At 59.9% G+C, this 18,474-nt stretch carries 29 protein-coding genes and 1 tRNA gene; 11 read left to right on the forward strand and 19 right to left on the reverse strand.

Going from position 1 to position 18,474, the window contains the following annotated elements; all coding sequences use genetic code 11:
• The first annotated feature begins 67 nt into the window (after positions 1-67).
• The 9 genes from thrS to PM2_RS19275 all read left to right on the forward strand — a co-directional run bounded on the left by thrS (position 68) and on the right by PM2_RS19275 (position 7,549).
• Positions 68-1,990, forward strand: coding sequence for a threonine--tRNA ligase (gene thrS / locus PM2_RS19235; RefSeq protein WP_016711339.1), 1,923 nt, complete (start codon positions 68-70; stop codon positions 1,988-1,990).
• On the forward strand, positions 1,990-2,541 hold the full coding sequence (gene infC / locus PM2_RS19240) for a translation initiation factor IF-3 (RefSeq protein ID WP_016711338.1): 552 nt from the start codon (positions 1,990-1,992) through the stop codon (positions 2,539-2,541). Before thrS ends, infC begins: the two co-directional genes overlap by 1 nt.
• 62 nt (positions 2,542-2,603) lie before the next feature.
• On the forward strand, positions 2,604-2,798 hold the full coding sequence (rpmI, locus tag PM2_RS19245; RefSeq protein ID WP_003250667.1) for a 50S ribosomal protein L35: 195 nt from the start codon (positions 2,604-2,606) through the stop codon (positions 2,796-2,798).
• 27 nt (positions 2,799-2,825) lie between these two features.
• Entirely contained in the window at positions 2,826-3,182 is a 357-nt protein-coding gene (gene rplT, locus PM2_RS19250) for a 50S ribosomal protein L20 (RefSeq protein ID WP_003250671.1), read from the forward strand.
• Between the two features lie 109 nt (positions 3,183-3,291).
• Complete coding sequence (gene pheS, locus PM2_RS19255) at positions 3,292-4,308, forward strand: phenylalanine--tRNA ligase subunit alpha (protein WP_003250674.1); 1,017 nt, start codon at positions 3,292-3,294, stop codon at positions 4,306-4,308.
• Between the two features lie 33 nt (positions 4,309-4,341).
• A complete protein-coding gene (pheT, locus tag PM2_RS19260; RefSeq protein WP_028699450.1) occupies positions 4,342-6,723 on the forward strand; it encodes a phenylalanine--tRNA ligase subunit beta in 2,382 nt (793 codons plus the stop codon).
• Between the two features lie 4 nt (positions 6,724-6,727).
• Positions 6,728-7,030 (forward strand): integration host factor subunit alpha, encoded by a 303-nt coding sequence (gene ihfA, locus PM2_RS19265; protein WP_003250679.1) that lies wholly within the window; start codon positions 6,728-6,730, stop codon positions 7,028-7,030.
• Positions 7,011-7,367: a MerR family transcriptional regulator gene (locus tag PM2_RS19270; protein WP_003250681.1), complete on the forward strand. Its 357-nt coding sequence runs from the start codon at positions 7,011-7,013 to the stop codon at positions 7,365-7,367. The genes ihfA and PM2_RS19270 overlap by 20 nt, the downstream gene beginning before the upstream one ends.
• Before the next feature lie 105 nt (positions 7,368-7,472).
• Positions 7,473-7,549: transfer RNA gene (locus tag PM2_RS19275), tRNA-Pro, on the forward strand.
• A gap of 82 nt (positions 7,550-7,631) precedes the next feature.
• Here PM2_RS19275 and PM2_RS19280 read toward each other — a convergent pair.
• From PM2_RS19280 to PM2_RS29540, 8 genes are all read right to left on the reverse strand, one after another.
• Positions 7,632-8,813, reverse strand: a complete 1,182-nt coding sequence (locus PM2_RS19280) for a tyrosine-type recombinase/integrase (protein ID WP_028699449.1) — start codon at positions 8,811-8,813, stop codon at positions 7,632-7,634.
• Positions 8,814-9,116: 303 nt separating this feature from the next.
• Complete coding sequence (locus PM2_RS31220; RefSeq protein WP_169739399.1) at positions 9,117-9,293, reverse strand: hypothetical protein; 177 nt, start codon at positions 9,291-9,293, stop codon at positions 9,117-9,119.
• 37 nt (positions 9,294-9,330) lie between these two features.
• Positions 9,331-9,645 (reverse strand): hypothetical protein, encoded by a 315-nt coding sequence (locus PM2_RS19285; RefSeq protein WP_028699448.1) that lies wholly within the window; start codon positions 9,643-9,645, stop codon positions 9,331-9,333.
• 52 nt (positions 9,646-9,697) lie between these two features.
• Positions 9,698-9,898 carry a hypothetical protein gene (locus tag PM2_RS30785; RefSeq protein WP_154670333.1) on the reverse strand — a complete coding sequence of 67 codons (201 nt, stop codon included), beginning with the start codon at positions 9,896-9,898 and terminating at the stop codon, positions 9,698-9,700.
• A 43-nt stretch (positions 9,899-9,941) separates the two neighbouring features.
• Positions 9,942-10,499, reverse strand: a complete 558-nt coding sequence (locus PM2_RS19290) for a hypothetical protein (protein WP_028699447.1) — start codon at positions 10,497-10,499, stop codon at positions 9,942-9,944.
• On the reverse strand, positions 10,496-10,759 hold the full coding sequence (locus PM2_RS19295) for a hypothetical protein (protein WP_028699446.1): 264 nt from the start codon (positions 10,757-10,759) through the stop codon (positions 10,496-10,498). The genes PM2_RS19290 and PM2_RS19295 overlap by 4 nt, the downstream gene beginning before the upstream one ends.
• Positions 10,756-11,346: a hypothetical protein gene (locus PM2_RS19300; protein ID WP_028699445.1), complete on the reverse strand. Its 591-nt coding sequence runs from the start codon at positions 11,344-11,346 to the stop codon at positions 10,756-10,758. Before PM2_RS19300 ends, PM2_RS19295 begins: the two co-directional genes overlap by 4 nt.
• A gap of 82 nt (positions 11,347-11,428) precedes the next feature.
• On the reverse strand, positions 11,429-12,280 hold the full coding sequence (locus PM2_RS29540; RefSeq protein ID WP_154670332.1) for a hypothetical protein: 852 nt from the start codon (positions 12,278-12,280) through the stop codon (positions 11,429-11,431).
• Between the two features lie 368 nt (positions 12,281-12,648).
• Between PM2_RS29540 and PM2_RS19315 the strand changes: the two genes are divergently transcribed.
• Positions 12,649-13,131, forward strand: a complete 483-nt coding sequence (locus tag PM2_RS19315; protein WP_051564705.1) for a hypothetical protein — start codon at positions 12,649-12,651, stop codon at positions 13,129-13,131.
• On the opposite strand, the gene PM2_RS19320 is transcribed toward PM2_RS19315, so the two are convergent.
• From PM2_RS19320 to PM2_RS19360, 10 genes are all read right to left on the reverse strand, one after another.
• A complete protein-coding gene (locus PM2_RS19320; protein ID WP_028699443.1) occupies positions 13,115-13,630 on the reverse strand; it encodes a hypothetical protein in 516 nt (171 codons plus the stop codon). The genes PM2_RS19315 and PM2_RS19320 overlap by 17 nt on opposite strands.
• A gap of 242 nt (positions 13,631-13,872) precedes the next feature.
• Complete coding sequence (locus PM2_RS19325; RefSeq protein ID WP_028699442.1) at positions 13,873-14,427, reverse strand: single-stranded DNA-binding protein; 555 nt, start codon at positions 14,425-14,427, stop codon at positions 13,873-13,875.
• Positions 14,428-14,435: 8 nt separating this feature from the next.
• Complete coding sequence (locus PM2_RS19330; protein WP_028699441.1) at positions 14,436-15,107, reverse strand: 3'-5' exonuclease; 672 nt, start codon at positions 15,105-15,107, stop codon at positions 14,436-14,438.
• Positions 15,104-15,970 (reverse strand): ATP-binding protein, encoded by an 867-nt coding sequence (locus PM2_RS19335; RefSeq protein ID WP_028699440.1) that lies wholly within the window; start codon positions 15,968-15,970, stop codon positions 15,104-15,106. Before PM2_RS19335 ends, PM2_RS19330 begins: the two co-directional genes overlap by 4 nt.
• Positions 15,971-15,980: 10 nt before the next feature.
• Positions 15,981-16,127 carry a hypothetical protein gene (locus tag PM2_RS30790; protein ID WP_154670331.1) on the reverse strand — a complete coding sequence of 49 codons (147 nt, stop codon included), beginning with the start codon at positions 16,125-16,127 and terminating at the stop codon, positions 15,981-15,983.
• Between the two features lie 120 nt (positions 16,128-16,247).
• A complete protein-coding gene (locus PM2_RS19340) occupies positions 16,248-16,442 on the reverse strand; it encodes a hypothetical protein (protein ID WP_028699439.1) in 195 nt (64 codons plus the stop codon).
• The gene (locus PM2_RS19345) at positions 16,439-16,669 is read right to left on the reverse strand and encodes a hypothetical protein (RefSeq protein WP_028699438.1); all 231 of its coding nucleotides are present in this window, start codon (positions 16,667-16,669) and stop codon (positions 16,439-16,441) included. The genes PM2_RS19340 and PM2_RS19345 overlap by 4 nt, the downstream gene beginning before the upstream one ends.
• On the reverse strand, positions 16,666-16,920 hold the full coding sequence (locus tag PM2_RS19350; protein WP_028699437.1) for a hypothetical protein: 255 nt from the start codon (positions 16,918-16,920) through the stop codon (positions 16,666-16,668). The genes PM2_RS19345 and PM2_RS19350 overlap by 4 nt, the downstream gene beginning before the upstream one ends.
• A gap of 20 nt (positions 16,921-16,940) precedes the next feature.
• The gene (locus PM2_RS19355) at positions 16,941-17,162 is read right to left on the reverse strand and encodes a DUF551 domain-containing protein (RefSeq protein WP_028699436.1); all 222 of its coding nucleotides are present in this window, start codon (positions 17,160-17,162) and stop codon (positions 16,941-16,943) included.
• Positions 17,159-17,410: a hypothetical protein gene (locus PM2_RS19360; protein ID WP_233425958.1), complete on the reverse strand. Its 252-nt coding sequence runs from the start codon at positions 17,408-17,410 to the stop codon at positions 17,159-17,161. Before PM2_RS19360 ends, PM2_RS19355 begins: the two co-directional genes overlap by 4 nt.
• A 415-nt stretch (positions 17,411-17,825) precedes the next feature.
• Here PM2_RS19360 and PM2_RS19365 point away from each other — a divergent pair, with 415 nt between their 5' ends.
• Complete coding sequence (locus PM2_RS19365; protein WP_028699434.1) at positions 17,826-18,167, forward strand: hypothetical protein; 342 nt, start codon at positions 17,826-17,828, stop codon at positions 18,165-18,167.
• Positions 18,168-18,233: 66 nt separating this feature from the next.
• On the opposite strand, the gene PM2_RS19370 is transcribed toward PM2_RS19365, so the two are convergent.
• The gene (locus PM2_RS19370; protein ID WP_033740500.1) at positions 18,234-18,443 is read right to left on the reverse strand and encodes a hypothetical protein; all 210 of its coding nucleotides are present in this window, start codon (positions 18,441-18,443) and stop codon (positions 18,234-18,236) included.
• Positions 18,444-18,474 lie beyond the last annotated feature (31 nt).

An 18,474-nucleotide genomic window follows, 5' to 3' on the forward strand; every position in this document is an offset into this window, starting at 1 on the left:
ATCTTGTACTGGCTCATCCCAACCCACGTGACCTTTGGTAGGGGTCACCACTAGGAGAGGAGGCGCCATGCCCGTTATTACTCTTCCCGATGGCAGTCAACGTTCGTTTGATCACGCCGTATCCGTAGCCGAAGTCGCCGCATCCATCGGCGCCGGCCTGGCCAAGGCCACCGTGGCCGGCAAGGTCGACGGCAAGCTGGTCGACGCGTGCGACCTGATCAGCCACGACGCCACCCTGCAGATCATCACCCCTAAAGATGCAGAGGGACTGGAGATCATTCGTCACTCGTGTGCCCACCTGGTTGGCCACGCCGTGAAGCAGCTGTACCCGACGGCCAAGATGGTGATCGGCCCGGTCATCGATGAAGGCTTCTACTACGACATCGCCTACGAGCGCCCCTTCACCCCAGAAGACATGGCCGCCATCGAAAAGCGCATGATGGAGCTGATCGACAAAGACTACGACGTGGTCAAGAAAGTGACCCCGCGTGCCGAAGTCATCGACGTGTTCACCGCCCGTGGCGAAGACTACAAGCTGCGCCTGGTCGAAGACATGCCGGACGAACAGGCCATGGGCCTGTACTACCACGAAGAATACGTCGACATGTGCCGCGGCCCGCACGTGCCGAACACCCGCTTCCTCAAGGCATTCAAGCTGACCAAGCTGTCTGGCGCCTATTGGCGCGGCGATGCCAAGAACGAGCAGCTGCAACGCGTGTATGGCACTGCCTGGGCCGACAAGAAGCAACTGGCGGCGTACATCCAGCGCATCGAAGAAGCCGAAAAGCGCGATCACCGCAAGATCGGCAAGCAGCTCGACCTGTTCCACCTGCAGGAAGAAGCCCCGGGCATGGTGTTCTGGCACGCCAACGGCTGGACCGTGTACCAGGTACTCGAGCAGTACATGCGTCAGGTTCAGCGCGTCAACGGCTACCAGGAAATCAAGACCCCGCAGGTTGTCGACCGGATCCTCTGGGAGCGTTCCGGCCACTGGTCCAACTACGCCGAAAACATGTTCACCACTTCGTCGGAAAGCCGTGACTACGCGGTAAAACCGATGAACTGCCCGTGCCACGTGCAGGTGTTCAACCAGGGCCTGAAGAGCTACCGCGACCTGCCACTGCGCCTGGCCGAGTTCGGTGCCTGCCACCGTAACGAGCCGTCCGGCGCCCTGCACGGCATCATGCGCGTGCGTGGCTTCGTGCAAGACGACGCGCACATCTTCTGCACCGAAGAACAGGTGAAGAAAGAAGCCGCCGACTTCATCAAGCTGACCCTGGACGTGTACAAGGACTTCGGCTTCACCGACATCGCCATGAAGCTGTCGACCCGCCCGGCCAAGCGTGTGGGCTCCGAAGAGCTGTGGGACCGTGCCGAAGGTGCGCTGGCCGACGCCCTGAACGAATCCGGCCTGGAGTGGGAATACCAGCCAGGCGAAGGCGCCTTCTACGGCCCGAAAATCGAGTTCACCCTTCGCGACTGCCTCGGCCGTAACTGGCAGTGCGGTACCCTGCAGTACGACCCGAACCTGCCAGAGCGCCTGGATGCCAGCTATATCGCCGAAGATAACAGCCGAGTTCGCCCGGTCATGCTGCACCGCGCCATCCTTGGTTCGTTCGAGCGCTTCATCGGCATGCTGATCGAGCACTATGCTGGCGTGTTCCCGGCCTGGCTGGCACCTACCCAGGCTGTGATCATGAACATCACCGACAAACAGGCCGATTTCGCCCTTGAGGTGGAAAATACCCTGAACGGTAGCGGTTTCCGTGCCAAGTCGGACTTGAGAAATGAGAAGATCGGCTTTAAAATCCGCGAGCATACTTTGCTCAAGGTCCCGTACCTTTTGGTTATAGGGGATCGCGAAGTCGAAACGCAAACCGTCGCTGTGCGTACTCGCGAAGGCGCTGACCTGGGCTCCATGCCCGTCGCCCAGTTCGCTGAGCTCCTGACACAAGCGGTTTCCCGGCGTGGTCGCCAAGAATCGGAGTAATGACTATTAAGCGTGAAATGAGAAACGATAAGCGTGCTGTACCGAAGGCCCCGATCAACGAGAATATCTCGGCCCGCGAGGTTCGGTTAATTGGCGCAGACGGCGAGCAGGTTGGCATCGTCTCGATTGATGAAGCGCTCCGTATCGCTGAAGAAGCGAAGCTGGATCTGGTGGAAATCTCTGCAGACGCGGTACCGCCTGTCTGCAAGGTGATGGACTACGGCAAGCACCTCTTCGAGAAGAAGAAGCAGGCCAACGAAGCCAAGAAAAACCAGAAGCAGATCCAGATCAAAGAAATCAAGTTTCGTCCAGGGACGGAAGAAGGGGATTACCAGGTAAAACTACGCAACCTGGTACGTTTCCTTACCGATGGGGACAAGGCCAAGATCTCTCTGAGATTCCGCGGCCGTGAGATGGCCCACCAGGAGCTGGGCATGGAGCTGTTGAAGCGGGTCGAAGCTGACCTCGCCGAATACGGCGCCGTTGAGCAGCATCCTAAGATGGAAGGACGCCAGCTTATGATGGTCATCGCCCCCAAAAAGAAGAAGTAATCTCCCGGGCACGGCAGGCCTGATGATTATTGTGTAATTTTTATCGAATGCGGAGTTCCAACATGCCAAAAATGAAAACCAAGAGCGGTGCTGCGAAGCGCTTCCTGAAGACCGCTTCCGGCTTCAAGCACAAGCACGCTTTCAAGAGCCACATCCTGACCAAAATGTCGACCAAGCGTAAGCGTCAACTGCGCGGTGCCAGCCTGCTGCACCCGTCTGACGTGGCAAAAGTCGAGCGCATGCTGCGCGTACGTTAATTCTGGTTTAGATAGAGGAAGTTACTCATGGCTCGTGTTAAGCGTGGCGTCATCGCTCGTAAGCGTCACAAGAAAATTCTGAAACTGGCTAAAGGCTACTACGGTGCACGCTCGCGCGTATTCCGCGTTGCCAAGCAGGCTGTCATCAAGGCTGGTCAATATGCCTACCGTGACCGTCGTCAGAAGAAGCGTCAGTTCCGCGCACTGTGGATCGCTCGTATCAACGCCGGTGCCCGCACCAACGGTCTGTCCTACAGCCGTCTGATTGCTGGCCTGAAAAAGGCTTCGATCGAAATCGACCGTAAGGTTCTGGCCGATCTGGCAGTGAACGAAAAAGCGGCGTTTGCTGCGATTGTCGAGAAAGCTAAAGCCGTTCTGGCTTAAGTACCCGAGGCAATCACCCGGCGGCGCTAGCGCCGTCGGGCATTGAACGTCATCGATAGGGGAAGAGCCTTCAAAGCTCTTCCCCTATTTTCGTATCTGGAGTCTGTACATGGAAAACCTGGATGCGCTGGTCTCTCAAGCCCTGGAGGCCGTGGAGCGCGCTGAAGACATCAATGCCCTGGAACAGATCCGGGTAAATTATCTCGGCAAGAAGGGCGAGCTGACCCAGGTGATGAAGACCCTGGGCAACCTGCCAGCCGAAGAGCGCCCGAAAGTCGGCGCGCTGATCAACGACGCCAAAGAGCGCGTCACCGTTGTGCTCAATGCCCGCAAGGCCGCCTTCGAAGAGGCAGAGCTCAGCGCTCGCCTGGCTGCCGAATGCATTGACGTCACCCTGCCAGGCCGTGGCCAGGCCACCGGTGGCCTGCACCCGATCACCCGTACACTCGAGCGCATCGAGCAGTTCTTCACCCACATCGGCTACGGCATTGCCGAAGGCCCAGAGGTGGAAGACGACTACCACAACTTCGAAGCGCTCAACATCCCCGGCCACCACCCGGCCCGGGCGATGCACGACACCTTCTACTTCAATGCCAACATGCTGCTGCGCACCCACACCTCGCCGGTGCAGGTGCGGACCATGGAGTCCACCCAGCCGCCGATCCGCATTGTGTGCCCGGGCCGCGTATACCGCTGCGACTCGGATATCACCCACTCGCCGATGTTCCACCAGGTCGAAGGCCTGCTGATCGATCGCGACATCAACTTCGCCGACCTCAAGGGCACCATCGAAGAATTCCTGCGCGTGTTCTTCGAAAAAGAACTGGCGGTACGTTTCCGCCCATCGTTCTTCCCCTTCACCGAGCCGTCCGCTGAAGTCGATATCCAGTGCGTGATGTGTTCCGGCAATGGCTGCCGCGTGTGCAAGCAAACCGGCTGGCTCGAAGTGATGGGCTGCGGCATGGTGCACCCGAACGTGCTGCGCATGTCTGGCATCGACCCGGAAGAGTTCCAGGGCTTCGCCTTCGGCATGGGCGCCGAGCGCCTGGCCATGCTGCGCTATGGCGTCAACGATTTGCGTCTGTTCTTCGACAACGACCTGCGCTTCCTCGCGCAATTCCGCTAGGTCAATGCCCGACGCAACTTTCAGGAGAACAGCATGAAATTCAGTGAACAGTGGCTGCGCGGTTGGGTAAACCCGCAAGTCTCCCGTGACGAACTGGTCGCCCGCCTGTCCATGGCCGGCCTCGAAGTCGACAGCGTAACCCCCGCTGCCGGCCAGTTCAGCGGCATTGTCGTGGGCGAAATCCTCGCCACCGAACAACACCCGGACGCCGACAAGCTGCGCGTGTGCCAGGTAAGCAACGGCCAGGAAACCTTCCAGGTCGTGTGCGGCGCCCCGAATGCCCGCCCAGGTATCAAGATCCCGTTCGCCATGATCGGCGCCGAACTGCCAGGCGACTTCAAGATCAAGAAGGCCAAGCTGCGTGGTGTCGAATCCTTCGGCATGCTGTGCTCGGCCGCCGAGCTGCAGATCAGCGAAGAAAACGACGGCCTGCTGGAACTGGCTGCCGACGCCCCAGTTGGGGAAAACATTCGCACCTACCTGAGCCTGGACGACGCCAGCATCGAAATCGGCCTTACGCCGAACCGTGGTGACTGCCTGTCCATCGCCGGCCTGGCCCGCGACGTCAGCGCCCTGTACGACACCCCGGTCACCCGCCCGGTGGTGCCAGCCGTACCGGCTGCCCACGACGAAGTGCGCCCTGTCGAAGTCAGGGCCCCGGCTGCCTGCCCGCGCTACCTGGGCCGCGTCATTCGTAACGTCGACCTCAGCAAACCGACCCCATTGTGGATGGTCGAGCGCCTGCGCCGCAGCGACGTGCGCAGCATCGACGCCGCCGTCGACATCACCAACTACGTGATGCTCGAGCTCGGCCAGCCGATGCACGCCTTCGACCTGGCAGAAATCAACGGCGGCATCCGCGTCCGCATGGCTGAAGAGGGCGAAAAACTCGTCCTGCTCGACGGCCAGGAAGTCGCCCTGCGCGCCGACACCCTGGTCATCGCCGACCACACCCGCGCCTTGGCCATCGCCGGCGTCATGGGTGGCGAGCACAGCGGTGTAAACACCGAAAAAACCCGCGACCTGTTCCTGGAGAGCGCCTTCTTCGAGCCGATTTCCGTCGCCGGTAAAGCCCGTTCCTACGGCCTGCACACCGATGCCTCGCACCGCTACGAGCGGGGCGTCGACTCGCAGCTGGCCCGCGAAGCCCTCGAACGCGCCACTCAGCTGGTACTGGACATCGTCGGCGGTGAAGCCGGCCCGGTAGTCGAAGCCGTTAGCGAACAGCACCTGCCAAGTGTGGCCCCGGTCACCCTGCGCGACGAACGCATCACCCAGATGCTCGGCATGCAAATGGACCCAGCCCAAGTCGAGCAACTGCTCAACGCCCTGGAGCTGACCACGACCAAGAACGGGGAAGGGCAGTGGACCGTAACCGTCCCAAGCCACCGCTTCGACATCAGCCTGGAAGTGGACCTGATCGAAGAGCTGGCCCGCCTGTACGGTTACAACAACCTGCCGGTACGTTACCCGCAAGCCCGCCTGGCCCCACAAGGCAAGCCGGAAACCCGTGGTGACCTGCCAACCCTGCGCCGCCTGCTGGTTGCCCGCGGCTACCAGGAAGCCATCACCTACAGCTTCATCGATCCGAAACTGTTCGAACTGTTCAGCCCGGGCGTGGAGCCACTGCTGTTGGCCAACCCCATCTCCAGCGACATGGCCGCCATGCGCGCGTCCCTGTGGCCGGGCTTGGTCAAGGCGCTGCAGCACAACCTGAACCGCCAGCAAGACCGCGTGCGCCTGTTCGAAAGCGGCCTGCGCTTCGTCGGCCAGCTGGGTGACCTGCAACAGCAGCCAATGATTGCTGGCGTTATCACCGGCAGCCGCCTGCCAGAAGGCTGGGCCAACGGCCGCGATGGCGTCGATTTCTTCGACGTTAAAGCCGACGTGGAAGCCCTGCTGGGTTACTCCGGCGCCCTTAGCGACTTCACCTTCAGCGCCGGCAAGCACCCCGCCCTGCACCCTGGCCAAACCGCCGCCATCGAGCGCGACGGCAAACTGGTCGGCTACCTCGGCGCCATTCACCCGGAGCTTGCCAAAGCCCTGGGCCTGGACCGCCCGGTGTTCCTGTTCGAGCTGGTGCTGGGTGATGTGGTCGAAGGCCGCCTGCCGAAATTCAGCGAACTGTCCAAGTTCCCGGAAACCCGTCGTGACCTGGCGTTGATTGCAGGACGTGATGTCGCTTCTAGCGCGGTGCTTGAATTAATTCGTGACAATGCAGGCGAATGGCTCACAGACCTCAGGCTGTTTGATGTCTACCAAGGTAAAGGCATTGATCCTGATAGAAAAAGCCTTGCCGTCGGCTTGACCTGGCAGCATCCATCGCGCACTCTTAACGACGATGAGGTGAACACTACCCTGCAAAACATCCTCACCTCGCTCGAACAAAGGTTGAACACCACGTTAAGGAAATAACGGCATGGGTGCTCTGACGAAAGCTGAGATGGCCGAAAGGCTGTACGAGGAGCTGGGGCTTAACAAGCGTGAGGCCAAGGAGCTGGTCGAGCTGTTTTTCGAAGAAATTCGGCACGCACTTGAAGAGAACGAGCAGGTGAAGCTGTCCGGTTTCGGCAACTTCGACCTCCGCGACAAACGCCAGCGGCCGGGCCGCAACCCCAAGACAGGGGAAGAAATCCCGATCACTGCACGGCGCGTCGTCACCTTTCGTCCAGGGCAGAAGTTGAAGGCCCGGGTTGAGGCCTATGCTGGAACCAAGCCATAACGACGAACTGCCCCCCATACCGGGCAAACGCTACTTCACCATTGGTGAAGTGAGCGAGCTGTGTGCAGTAAAGCCACACGTGCTGCGGTATTGGGAGCAGGAGTTCGACCAGCTTAACCCCGTGAAGCGGCGGGGGAATCGGCGGTATTACCAGCGGCAAGACGTGCTGATGATTCGCCAGATTCGTGCGCTGCTTTATGACCAGGGGTTCACCATTGGCGGGGCGCGGTTGCGGCTTTCCAGTGATGAGGCTAAGGATGAATCGAGCCAGTACAAGCAGCTGATTCGGCAGATGATTGTTGAATTGGAGGATGTGTTAGTGGTGTTGAAGAAGTGAGCTGGGCTTTTCCTGATGAATGGAAATTTTTTTGAGAAAAAGCTTTCATTTATCAGAGAGTTAGGTTAGATTCTTCATCGTTCTCAGAGGTTGTGAGAATGTAGTCGGGGCGTAGCGCAGCCCGGTAGCGCACTTGCATGGGGTGCAAGGGGTCGAGTGTTCGAATCACTCCGTCCCGACCAATAATCCCAATGACTTAGCCACCTTCTGGTGGCTTTTTCATTTCTGGGCATAGTGACTTTTCGAGTGACTTTGCCTTTTTCCTCATCCGATCCTCCTCTTCAAAATTGTCAGCACCGGTCCGCGCGAGTCGGTTGCCGACACCTTGTTTGCTGCTTCTATCAGCTGACCAAGCTCCGCGCCGGAGTAGTGACTGGTCACGCTGCCGTTCTTGTGGCCCAATAACGACTTGCGGTCCTCTTCAGTAACGCCTGCTGCTTTTAGCCTCCTGCCGAAAGTGTGCTTGAGGTCATGAATGCGTATGGATGCGAACCCGGGGTGTGCCGGTCGTAAGTGTTGCTCCTGCCAGAGCTTCGCCGCGCGCACCCGAGCTTTCTTCCAGGCTGAGTCGTTCATGCGATGCATCGCCGTGCCGTTGTAGGGAAAAACCCACTCACGACTGATGCCTCGCTGACTGTCTACTACCGACTTCGCCACGCTGTTCAGCACTACCAGACGCTCATCCCGATTCTTGACCCCAGAGTTTTCATGTCGGCCGCCAAACTCGGCCGGTATCAGAAATACGCTGGTGCCAAGTTCCGGCACGAAGATTTCCCAGTCCCACCTCAGCTTGCAGACCTCTTGCTCGCGGCAACCTGTATTCACCTTGAACAGGGCCATGCGCTGCAGGTGGTCCGGCAACTCCCCGAAGAGAATCGACTGCTCCTCCCAGGTCATGGGGTAGGGCTTTCGGCTCGCCTTCTTCTCTTCCAGCTTGGTCAGCAGCGGCACGCTGTCGAGCCAAGGCCTGCGCTCCTCGTCCCGCCACTTCCTGCAAGCCAGCGACAACACGCGAATCGCACGCTCAATCGCGATGTTGATCGTCCGGTTGCTCACTCCCTTCTTTATCGTCCCGTCCGGCAGAACGCTGTCCGCCTTCCGGTCCCGGATAAACGGTGCCAGTGCCTCATCATCGATATGCGTCAGAGGCAGGTGGCCGATGTAGTCATCCAACTGGCCAAGGTAGGTTGCGGTGACCTTGAATGACGGCTGGTCCTTGTGTTCTATCAGGTACCGGGCAGCCGCTGCACTGAAGGTCTTGATCTCGCGCACGCCATACACCTTGCGTAGCCGCATCTTCTCCAGGATGTGGATCAGATACTGCTCGGCCTCTACCCGGTCAGTAGTGCCAGTGCTCTCTTGAATTCGCTCCCCCCTGTAGACTTTGTCGATTTTCCAGATGCCGTTCGGCATTTTCTGGAGCCCTGTGATTGCCTTTTTGGCCATGGAGTCTCCTTGGATTCCCCGGCCATACTTCCGCTGCGGGGTCGATTGTTGTCCTGATTGCTTGCCTTTTCAACGGCCATGGCTTCGATGTAGGCGTCTGCCCAGGCATCCAACTCTAGGCGGTCGAAGCCGATGCCCTGTTTCCCGATCGGAAACTCACGGACATGCGGCCTGACGGTATTCTTGAATTCGTCCTTGCACATGCCGAGGTAGCCTGGCGCGTCTTTCGCGCGCAGGAACCTTGGCTGCAAGGCTGTCGGTGCAGCTGCAGTGGCGTTTGCCATGTGTGTCTCCTGCGGCCGATCAGGCCAAGAAGTGTTGCCCGACCTTCGCCGCCTTGGCGGCTTCCTCGGTGCGGAACATGAGCTTGGTCTTGCTGGTGCTGCCCCAGCTGTTGTATTCGACGTCGACCCACCAGGCGCCGAACTTGCGGTACGGCTCGCCGAGGATCTTCGTGACGTAGCAGTCGATCAGGTTCATGGATGGTCTCCAGGCCGCCGGTGGCGGCAGGTTGTGGTCAGTCGCAGCTGCTGGAGCTGGAGCCGCTATCGCTGGAACTGCTGCTGTGGCTCGACGAGTAGCTGCCGCTGTCGTAGCTGCTGTAGTCCCGGCTGGAGCAGGAGCTGCTGGTGCTGCGCGATGGTTCGTAACTGTCTGCTTGGTAGGCGGGATGCAGTGGGCTGACGGGGCTCAACGGATTGAGCGGATCAAGCATCGGGTCTTGCCTGCCTGATGCCGGGCTGTGGCCGCGTGCGAATCCGGTCGGTGCCAGAGCCGGACGCGGCTCGGGCTTCTTCTTTCGCTTGAAGATGCGAGTCAAGAAGTTGAGCATGAGTCTCTCCATGCCCGCGCATGTCGGCGGGCTTGAGTAGTAGGGGGGGTGGTTAGGCTTTCCGAGGTATTTCGCCGGCTGTCCGGGCTTTCAGCATCAGCGCTTCTATAGGTTCCCGTTTTTCTGGATGCTTCCTGTGCCAGGCAGCATCACCAATCACATAATCGCCACCAGGTGAGCCGCGCCTGATGCGCTCGGGGTATTTACCGTGCTGGCGGTACCACTCCAGCTCGAAAAGTCTTGGGTTGCTCATCGCGGCCCCCTGTAGATCAGGTAGGCCATGTAGGCGAGGGCGATCATGGCGTCACCTGCTTGCGGTAGCCCGCGTCGTAGAGCTTCAGGCCCATATTGATCTGCCCGGGGGTTGGAGCTTCATGCCCGGCATCCAGGCACATTTGTCGCGCAGCACGCTGGCGTTCTTCAGCCGCCCGTTGCTCAGGAGAGCTGAGCGGCCGGAAATCGTACTCGCTGAGATGGCCGCAGTTCTCTTCGCCGCCCTCGCGGTAGGTGACCAGAAACAGCTGTGTGCCCATGGCGGTGATGGTCACTTCCTGAAATCCAGGCCGAGCCCAATCTTCTGTGGAGCGTTTGTTCTTCATTTCGATCTTCTGGCCAATCGGCGGCAGGCCTTCGCCATCCCAGCGCGCCGGCCGCGGCGTGATGTACTGCACCTGGCCCCGGGTGAAGTTGTGCCGCGTCTCGCCCGCGCCACCGCCATATGGATAAGCGCGATCCTCGGCTCCGACCACGGCGTACTGGTCCATGTTGATCCACACCTCGGTTATGCCGTGATGGGCGACTAGGCCATGGCCGTCTGCCCATTCTGGCGCTTTGCTCCAGTCGATCTTGCTCACAGCTGATACCTCTCATCAATCCAGCGCCCAGGCGCCAGAGCGGGTGTAGGTTCGGGTTGGGTTTCGTGCGGGGAGAGCTGGCGCTGGTTGCCGGCCTGCAGCTGGCTGTCGGGGATGCAGCTGATGCCGACCCCATTGAGCAGGTAGCAGGTGACGCCGCGCTGGCTGTCGTGCTGTACGTCGATGACGTTCTCTTCGGGTTGAGGTGCTGCGCCGGCGCCGGTGGCCAGCAGCAGGAGGCAGAGGGCAAGGCGGGTCATGCCTGGGCCTCCTGGCGCTCGCTGGCAACCATATCGATGAATGCTTGGGGTAGCTCAACCGCTTCGTAGCCTGGCGACCATGACAATGGCGGACACTTGGCGATCATTTCGTTGAGCAGTTCGAACGCGGCCAGCAGCTGATCGTCATTCACCTCGCCGTCTTCCGGCAGGTCATCGCAGAAGTGGTCGTTCGGATCAATCTGACTGGGGTAGTTCGGGGTGCAGAACACCAGCTTCAGGTCGGCCAGGTCCACCTCATGCTCAATGAGGTAGTCCCGGAGGTCTTCCTCGTCGAAGAAGTACTGGTCGCCGTCGTACTCGGTGATCACTTCGCCGGCCCATACACGGCTCGGCATGGCTGCGAACTTGGCCGCCCGGCTCTCTGCGTGACAGGTCGCGCACCACCCGTTTGTGGCATGGATGGGGTGCTCTGGGTTCTTCGCGCAGTGGCGGTGGGTTGACCCGCAGTAGCGGGCCATGTGCTCGTCCTTGCCCCAGAACCGGCCGGACGGGTCGACCCAGCCGGTAACGGTCTGGAGGCTGGCGGCTTCGGGGGATTCGTACATCACGACTTTTTCTTCGCGCACGGGGATTCCTTAGCCGCCATATCGCGGCAGTGAATAGAGGGGAGAGGGGTTACAGCGAAGGAGTACGGATGTACTCCAGCGGTCAGGACGGCTTGCGCTCCAGGGCGGCGCGGGCTAGCCATCCAATCCAAATGTCGTTGGCCTTCATGGATTCGTAAACAACCCCGGTCTTGAATCCTATATCGGCGACTCTTCCATCCGAGCAGGCCAACTCAAACTCCGCCCGCTCATCGCGCTCAATCGGAGCGATCGGCTCTAACCCACGATAAATAATCGCAGGCTTGGTATCTTGGTCGTGCGCCAGCTGAATCAACTGACCTCTGAACCGGCCCTGAGTAACTACTGCTGCGCACAGCGCCTTGATCTTGGATTTGCTCCACTCGCCTGGGGTTCCAGGCTCATCACAAACAAAGCCTCTCGGCGCGATCGGCTCTGCGCTGGCGGATAGGGCGTGCGCGGCCACAGCATCATCAACCTGGCGGAACACCCTGCCATCGAAGCCGTCGGGAAAACCGTTGCCGAATCGCTTGAACTGATCTTTCACCGACGAAAGCACTGCAACCGTTTCGGCTAACTGTTTGCGTGTCATGTCGAGTTCGGAACGCTGGTCGCAGACAACTTTCCAGTGCCTGCTGATGCCATCCCTCAGGCGCTCAACCTCAGCGGTATCGGTCATCGGTCCAAGCCCGACAATCGGCAGCCCAGTCGCCGCCGCATCCCTCTCCGCCTCTTCTTTGGTCCACCAGAAGGCAGTACCAACCATCCAGGCTATAGGCTCGGGGTGGATGTGCTGGGCCGGCTTATCCAGCCATGCCCGCACGCGACGGGAGAAGTCGAATATCTGCGCTTTGGCGAAGCGCGCGCATGCGGCTTCTATTTCCTCGCGCGGCACGCTGACCATCTCGGTGTTGCTGGATCGGTTTTCTGTGGGCATGGGGATACCTCAAGTCTTGGACTTCGCGCGCTTTTTGCTCCAGGCAAGAACATCGAGTACGACGCTCTTGCTGAATGTGGACTGCCTGGTTGATCTCTTGCTGCTCTTCCTCGTCGAGGTCTTTCCAGTACTCCTCAGGGCTGAACCAGCGCCTGTCTTCCAGGCAGACCACTAAGCCCTCGGCGTAGTCAGCCTCATAGCCGTAGTCGATGCGCTTCTGCTGCACAGTGAACAGCGCGCAGGCCGTGTGATGCCACTTAACACCCTGGCCATTGCAGTGGTGGCGAAGGCGGGTAACGAAGTCCGCCCAGGTGTCGGCGTTCATCGGGTGTCCGGTTGCCAGGCTCTGGTCGGCTTCGGTGTCGCTCATGGCTTTCTCCAAGCATGCGCCGCCCTCCGTGGCTGGGCGGCATGGTGGCAATTTGGTTTGGGATGGGGTATTACGGGTGATCGGCATGGGGCCGGAGGGGATAGCTATGGATGCAGCAGTGGCAGGCCTGGTGGGCGCTGCAGTTGGTAGCGTGGCGACTTTGTTGGGGCAATGGATTCAAGCCCATTACACTCAGAAGCGAGAAAAGCAAAAGCTTTTATTAGAGGCAGCGATTCAAAACAGAGCTCAGGACATCAGCGTTATTCTTGGGCGCAACGAGATGAAGAGGGCAGCCCCTATGGCGGCCTACATTCTTCACCAGCAAGTCATGAACAAGCTTGTAGAGTCAGGAAAATTGTCGGCTGCAGATGTTGAAAAAGCGTTTGCTCAACATCTGCTGGATTCAAAGCGGCTAAGCGAGCTTGACTCTAAATGGACGCTCACCGCAGATCTTGAAGACGCGGCTAAAGGGAAGGGCTGAGGACCTCGTCGCCCGGATCCTGCTGAATCATCAGCAAGCTCTTCCGGTCGAAGGCCAAGGCCAGGCGCGGTGAGATGCTGATCTTGTGACGCGGCGGAGTAAGAAACTTCGCCGCGTGCAGGCTGCCCAGGGCGTGGATGCCGTGGATCAGCGCCTCGATCATCTGGCTGTAGGTAGCGTCAGCCCAGCCGCAGATGGCGCGCAGGTTCTGGCCGGTTCGTTTCCTGGTCGACAGCCGCAGCGGCTCAGTGCGCGCCACATTCCGGTGTGCTTCGATTTCGTGGCGCGCGATCCGGAACAGTGCGTGATGCCCGAGCGCTTCGATGTGATGAATCATCAGCGTCATCGCCTCGCCCTGTTCCTCGATCCCGGCCCACTCCATCAGTTCCAGCAGGGCCTGTTTAGTCCCTGGTCGAACCTTCAAGCGCAGGTCTTCTTCCTGCAACCGTGCGGCTTTGGCGCGTCGTTTCTCGTCGCGTTCCTTGGGTGACATCGCCATACGGCACCTCCATGATTCCGCTGGGCGGGATGTGTACGTGCAGCTGGCGGCGACGCTGCTGCGTGAGCTTCTGGATTCGTTTCATGGGTGGCACACCTCAATAGGCGTTTTCTTCGTCGAGCCAGACGGCATAACCACCAGTAGACGCTTGTTTCCTCGGTATACGCCCCAAGGCTGACCAGTGGACCTGGCCATGGCCGCCGCGTACTTCACGGCGGGCACAGGCTGAGACATGGTGGCGATCATGCGCCCGCCAGGTGGTGGAGCGGGGCGAACGGGATATCGTCGTCGAAGCTTTCGGGATCCGGCCCATACCCTGCTTGCTGGTTCTGTTGCTGCGGCGCCTGGCGCTGCTGTTGGTACTGCTGGCGCTGCGGCTGCTGACGTTGTTGCTGTCGTTGCTGCTGAGGCTGGCGTTGTTGCTGTTGCTGCTGGCCGCCGCCCTGGTTGTCAGGCCGCCCCCCGAGCAGCTGCAGGGTGCCGTTGATGTCGACGTGCACCTCTGTGGCGTAGCGTTTTATCCCGTCTTTCTCCCATTCGCGGGTTTTCAGCTTGCCCTCGATGTAACACTGGGAGCCCTTGCGCAGGTACTCGCCGGCAATCTCAGCGACCTTGCCGAACAGCACCACGCGGTGCCATTCGGTCTTCTCGATCTTCTGGCCGGTCTGCCTGTCATTCCACGATTCGCTGGTGGCCAGGCTCAGGTTGGTGACCGCGTTGCCGTTGGGCAGGTAACGGACCTCGGGATCCTGGCCGCAGGTGCCGACCAGGATGACTTTGTTTACTCCGCGAGCCATGTTGTCTCCTAGCGCTGCAGTGCTTTGCGAACGAACGGGTCGAGGTCAGGTTGGTTGAGCAGCCAGCGGCGGTAGTCGGCCGGCAGATCGCTGAACTTGGTGCCGCGGTGCTTGCCGAAGCTGATCACGGTCGGGATGCGGGCATCTTCGGAGATACTCCAGAGTTCTTCCCAGTCGGCCACCGGGCGTCCCAGCTCGCCAGCCAGGGCATCGAGAATTTTGACCAGCAGCAGTCGGCAGTTCTTCACATCATCCAGGGCTGCGTGGGCATTGCGGAGCAGGCCCGGAGCTTGCTCGCGGTAGTGCAGGTAAATCATCGCCGACTGCGAATGAGAGTCGGCGTCGGGCCATAGTCGGCGGCTCAGGGCTGCGGTGCAGATCCGCTTGATCGCTGGCTGGCCGATGACGCCCCAGTCGTAGTCGACGTTGTGACCGATCAGATACTCAACCTCGGTAGGCAGCGCGAACTCGGTATGGTCCGGGCAATCCGCCAGTTCCTCATCAAGGATGTGGCTGGTGGCCAGGGCGCCGAGCTCAATCGGCTTGCCCGGTTTATAGCGCTGTAGGAATTCGTCAGCCACTGGCAGGCCGGGGATCGCTGCAAGTTGCAGCCAGGCGGCCTCGACCAAGTGCGGCTCGTTGAAGCCAGTGGTCTCGCTGTCGAAGATGAATGCATTCATGCCGATTGCTCCTGATGGGTAAGTTCGTACTTGCGTTGGTCCTTCGCGGCGTTCAACTGCGCAAGGAGGTGAGGGGACTGCTCGAGGACGCGATAGGCTGCCGAGAACACGCTCTGCAGCTCCTGCATCGTTTCTGTGATCGGAATCTTCGACAGGGCGTCGTCGAGTGCCGCAGCTTGGAGATCAGCTTGAGACTTGCCATCGTTCAGCCAGGCCAAGAGGCGCCGGCCGGTATCCGGGCTGATCACTTCAGGCTGATCGAAGAGCCGGGTACGGTCCTTGGTGGCCACGGCAACGTTGCCGTCGTGGAGGAGGTCGAGCACTACGGTGAACTCGTAGTCAGAACCGTCACGCTGCTCGGACTTCATGCCAAGCTTGAGGATCTTCTTGCCTTCGCCCTGGACCGTCTCGGTCTTGCTGCGCATCGTGCAGATGATGTGCAGCGGGCTGGTCAGGATGGTGTCGACCAGCTTGCGGTGGCGCGGCGTCGTCTCGTTCCAAGCCGACCAGGTGTTGCCCTTGTAGCGCTGCTTGGCGATCGTGTCGTTGATCTCAAGGCAGCCACCGGAACCGACCCACTCGTGGGAGTAGCTGTCGATGATCAGCGTCGAGTAGCCGCCTGCCTCTGCAGCCTTTATGGCCTCGATGTACCGTTCCGGCGAGTACGGTGCGCTCAGCCCCGTGACATCGAAGTCGGTCAGGTCGGCGTACAGCGAGGCGCTTTCGTGCTCGGTATCGATTACCGCGATCGGGCCGCCCAGGCCGATGGCCAGTTGCAGCGCGGAATAGGTCTTGCCTGATCCAGATGGGCCGGTAAGTGCTAGCCGTAGCCTTGCCTGCTTACGTTCGGCTTTCTTGAACATTGGGATGCCCTCAGTTCGGTTGGTTGTCCCACTGCCGCTCAATGCGAGCGGCCTCTTCTTCGTACTCTTTGCGCTCTTCGCCTTGGTACCGTTCAGGCGAGAAGGCTCCGACCGTCATCCAGTCGAGTTGGGCGGCCAGGCGGGGTGTTGTGTTCATGGTTACCTCAGGAGGTGATGCAGCCGGCGTAAGCGCTGGCCAGCATCCAGGCGGTGCACAGGGAAAGGGTGATGAAGCTGCCGCGCCACATGGCAAAACGTCTGGCGCGCTGGTATCCGGTCATGGCCGCACGCGGACAGCGAGGCGCCGCCCCTTCATGGTTGTGCTGAGGCGACGGGTCAGGCTAGAAACCGGTGTCTCTCGTGGTAGCCCAATGGCCTCGTTAAACGGCAAGCCGAAGCTGATCACTGCCAGGGTGCGCTCGATCTGCTCAAGCTGCTCATCGATGAGGGATTTAACAGGTGCAGTGCTCATGCCACCCTCCCATACCTTTCCATCCACTGCTCATGGTCGCGGGCAATGATGCGGTTCAGGCGCTCGGTGTAGCTGCGCTGTTCGGCCAGTTCAATGGCGCCAGTGAGCCCGGCTAGATCGATAGCCATGACCAGCTCACCACGTAGCGTGTCGCTGAAATTCGCACAGATCGCAGCGAAGCGAGATTCGATGATGTCGATAACATCCTGCCTGGTCTTCCTGTTCATGCAGTCCTCCGGGCGGCGCTTGAGCCGCACATGGCTTCCATCTTGTCGAGTGCCGCGGCAATGACCCGGCGGCTTTCTATCCGCTGACGTTCGTCGCGCTCTCGGATCGACGTGTTCCAGGCCTGGTTATTCGCTCTGGCCTGCTCCGAGGTCAGGTGATCCGCCCAGTGCGTATCGCCGAATAGCCTGTACTGGTGATCAACCTCGCGCGCCTGGGCGCTGTCTGCGTAAAGCTCATGCTCGCGAGCCATGGTCGCCTCCAGGTGGTGGGTTACTCGGTGGGTGGAGTGAGGTGCGGCTGCCAGTGAGTCACGCGGTGCTCGAAGCGCGAGCCATCCCCGTAGCGCCAGTCAATGCCGTTCCAGTAGAGGAAGCGGGCGCCGTTGAAGGCGCTCTGCGCTTTTCGTGCTGGCGTGTAGGCGATTACCCAGGCCTTGCCGCCGCCCTTGGGCAGCTCAGGCATGCGTTCAGAGCACTTGATCCAGTCGCTCATGGCTCTTCTCCACGGCGCCGGCGTTCGGTTGCCATTTCCATATCCAAATCATGTCGCTCCTCGCTGATCAGCTCGGCTACGGCATTTTCGATTTGGGCCATGGCCTGCTGCTCGTCAGTGGCGCGGCGAATCATCACGCGCAGCAACTGAATGGCTGCATCAAGGCGTGTTGGGTAGACATGGGCCGAAAACCCGCTGCCTGACGGCTCCTGAATCATGATCTGGCCGGAAACGTTCATTCCGCTCATTGGGTGATCCTCATGACCGCATTGGCCAGGAGCCAGGCGCGGGTGACCAAACCCACCGTGAAAGGTGGCCTGGCGCCTGCCAATGCGGTCGTATGTGAAGGGAAGGGGATGCGGGATGCATCGGAGATTGATCGGAACACCAGGGCGCTACCCCTGCTTGGTTCCCGCCGCGTTTCTGGTATTGGCCGTCTCGCATATACCGGCTCAGGAGGTTCACGGGTCTTTGCGATCCTAGCGCTGCAGCTCGCTTGAGCACGCTCCGATCAATCTCCGATGCAGCCTGCGATGGGGAGCAGGGCATCATGGACTCTTGCGGGAAACTAAGATGTGATGAGATTCAGCTCTAAAGTTTTCTCAACTTCTGCCGACTCGATAGCTGTCAATCGCTAAAACCAACACTCAAAGGATGATGCGCATGGGGTTTTTCGACATTGTTGCTGGCCTAGGAAAAGCAGCAGGCAAGGCTATGAACGACACGATGGTCAGAAACTTGCTCACTATGTGGGACAAGGTCAAGAATGCTCCCGAGTCTCGGCTCATGGACTTCTACGAGCAGAACAACACGAGCGAGAAAAACAACAGTACGAATCGGGCTATGGCCTTAGCCGCAATGGCCGGATCGTACCAAGCCCGTCAGTTGCTCGAGCGTGATGAAAGCGCACGACGTGCTCTCCGCAATATCCGTGAAAAAATTTCGCTGGAAAACTCATCTTCGGCTGACCGCTTGCGCGAAGCTATTGATCAGTTGCTACGTTGATAGCGCGGCACTCTGACGTTTATTTCGGGCTGGCCAGCTAGCGTCAGGCTGTCGTTAGCTGGTTGTTCAGTCGACGCTGATTTTCCCGCCGCCGGGCTTCTGGATGGTCTTCAGCATTTCGCGTTGCAGCTCACCGATTGCCCAGGCCGCAGCAACAACTGCCACGTCGCGGCACATCGCGCCTTTCACGTCGAAACCTTCAACGCTGATGCCGTCCTTGGTGATGGTCACGCGCCCAGTTTTGCGGATCTTCAGTTCATCGTCGGTCGTGTACATACTGCTCTCCAAGGCGGTTGATTTCCCGTCT

Source organism: Pseudomonas monteilii NBRC 103158 = DSM 14164 (assembly GCF_000730605.1).
GTDB lineage: Bacteria > Pseudomonadota > Gammaproteobacteria > Pseudomonadales > Pseudomonadaceae > Aquipseudomonas > Aquipseudomonas monteilii.

Coding starts and splice junctions, on each gene's coding strand:
- pheS (WP_003250674.1), top strand. CDS start 3,292: ATGGAAAACCTGGATGCGCTGGTCTCTCAAGCCCTGGAGGCCGTGGAG.
- PM2_RS19365 (WP_028699434.1), top strand. CDS start 17,826: ATGGGGTTTTTCGACATTGTTGCTGGCCTAGGAAAAGCAGCAGGCAAG.
- PM2_RS30785 (WP_154670333.1), bottom strand. CDS start 9,898: ATGAGCAACCCAAGACTTTTCGAGCTGGAGTGGTACCGCCAGCACGGT.
- PM2_RS19345 (WP_028699438.1), bottom strand. CDS start 16,669: ATGAACAGGAAGACCAGGCAGGATGTTATCGACATCATCGAATCTCGC.
- PM2_RS29540 (WP_154670332.1), bottom strand. CDS start 12,280: ATGCCCACAGAAAACCGATCCAGCAACACCGAGATGGTCAGCGTGCCG.
- PM2_RS19350 (WP_028699437.1), bottom strand. CDS start 16,920: ATGGCTCGCGAGCATGAGCTTTACGCAGACAGCGCCCAGGCGCGCGAG.
- PM2_RS19370 (WP_033740500.1), bottom strand. CDS start 18,443: ATGTACACGACCGACGATGAACTGAAGATCCGCAAAACTGGGCGCGTG.
- PM2_RS19325 (WP_028699442.1), bottom strand. CDS start 14,427: ATGGCTCGCGGAGTAAACAAAGTCATCCTGGTCGGCACCTGCGGCCAG.
- infC (WP_016711338.1), top strand. CDS start 1,990: ATGACTATTAAGCGTGAAATGAGAAACGATAAGCGTGCTGTACCGAAG.
- PM2_RS19285 (WP_028699448.1), bottom strand. CDS start 9,645: ATGCTCAACTTCTTGACTCGCATCTTCAAGCGAAAGAAGAAGCCCGAG.
- PM2_RS30790 (WP_154670331.1), bottom strand. CDS start 16,127: ATGAACACAACACCCCGCCTGGCCGCCCAACTCGACTGGATGACGGTC.
- PM2_RS19280 (WP_028699449.1), bottom strand. CDS start 8,813: ATGGCCAAAAAGGCAATCACAGGGCTCCAGAAAATGCCGAACGGCATC.
- thrS (WP_016711339.1), top strand. CDS start 68: ATGCCCGTTATTACTCTTCCCGATGGCAGTCAACGTTCGTTTGATCAC.
- rplT (WP_003250671.1), top strand. CDS start 2,826: ATGGCTCGTGTTAAGCGTGGCGTCATCGCTCGTAAGCGTCACAAGAAA.
- PM2_RS19270 (WP_003250681.1), top strand. CDS start 7,011: ATGCTGGAACCAAGCCATAACGACGAACTGCCCCCCATACCGGGCAAA.
- PM2_RS19355 (WP_028699436.1), bottom strand. CDS start 17,162: ATGAGCGACTGGATCAAGTGCTCTGAACGCATGCCTGAGCTGCCCAAG.
- PM2_RS19360 (WP_233425958.1), bottom strand. CDS start 17,410: ATGAGCGGAATGAACGTTTCCGGCCAGATCATGATTCAGGAGCCGTCA.
- PM2_RS19330 (WP_028699441.1), bottom strand. CDS start 15,107: ATGAATGCATTCATCTTCGACAGCGAGACCACTGGCTTCAACGAGCCG.
- ihfA (WP_003250679.1), top strand. CDS start 6,728: ATGGGTGCTCTGACGAAAGCTGAGATGGCCGAAAGGCTGTACGAGGAG.
- PM2_RS31220 (WP_169739399.1), bottom strand. CDS start 9,293: ATGAACCTGATCGACTGCTACGTCACGAAGATCCTCGGCGAGCCGTAC.
- PM2_RS19335 (WP_028699440.1), bottom strand. CDS start 15,970: ATGTTCAAGAAAGCCGAACGTAAGCAGGCAAGGCTACGGCTAGCACTT.
- PM2_RS19315 (WP_051564705.1), top strand. CDS start 12,649: ATGGCTTTCTCCAAGCATGCGCCGCCCTCCGTGGCTGGGCGGCATGGT.
- PM2_RS19340 (WP_028699439.1), bottom strand. CDS start 16,442: ATGAGCACTGCACCTGTTAAATCCCTCATCGATGAGCAGCTTGAGCAG.
- pheT (WP_028699450.1), top strand. CDS start 4,342: ATGAAATTCAGTGAACAGTGGCTGCGCGGTTGGGTAAACCCGCAAGTC.
- PM2_RS19320 (WP_028699443.1), bottom strand. CDS start 13,630: ATGGCGATGTCACCCAAGGAACGCGACGAGAAACGACGCGCCAAAGCC.
- rpmI (WP_003250667.1), top strand. CDS start 2,604: ATGCCAAAAATGAAAACCAAGAGCGGTGCTGCGAAGCGCTTCCTGAAG.
- PM2_RS19295 (WP_028699446.1), bottom strand. CDS start 10,759: ATGACCCGCCTTGCCCTCTGCCTCCTGCTGCTGGCCACCGGCGCCGGC.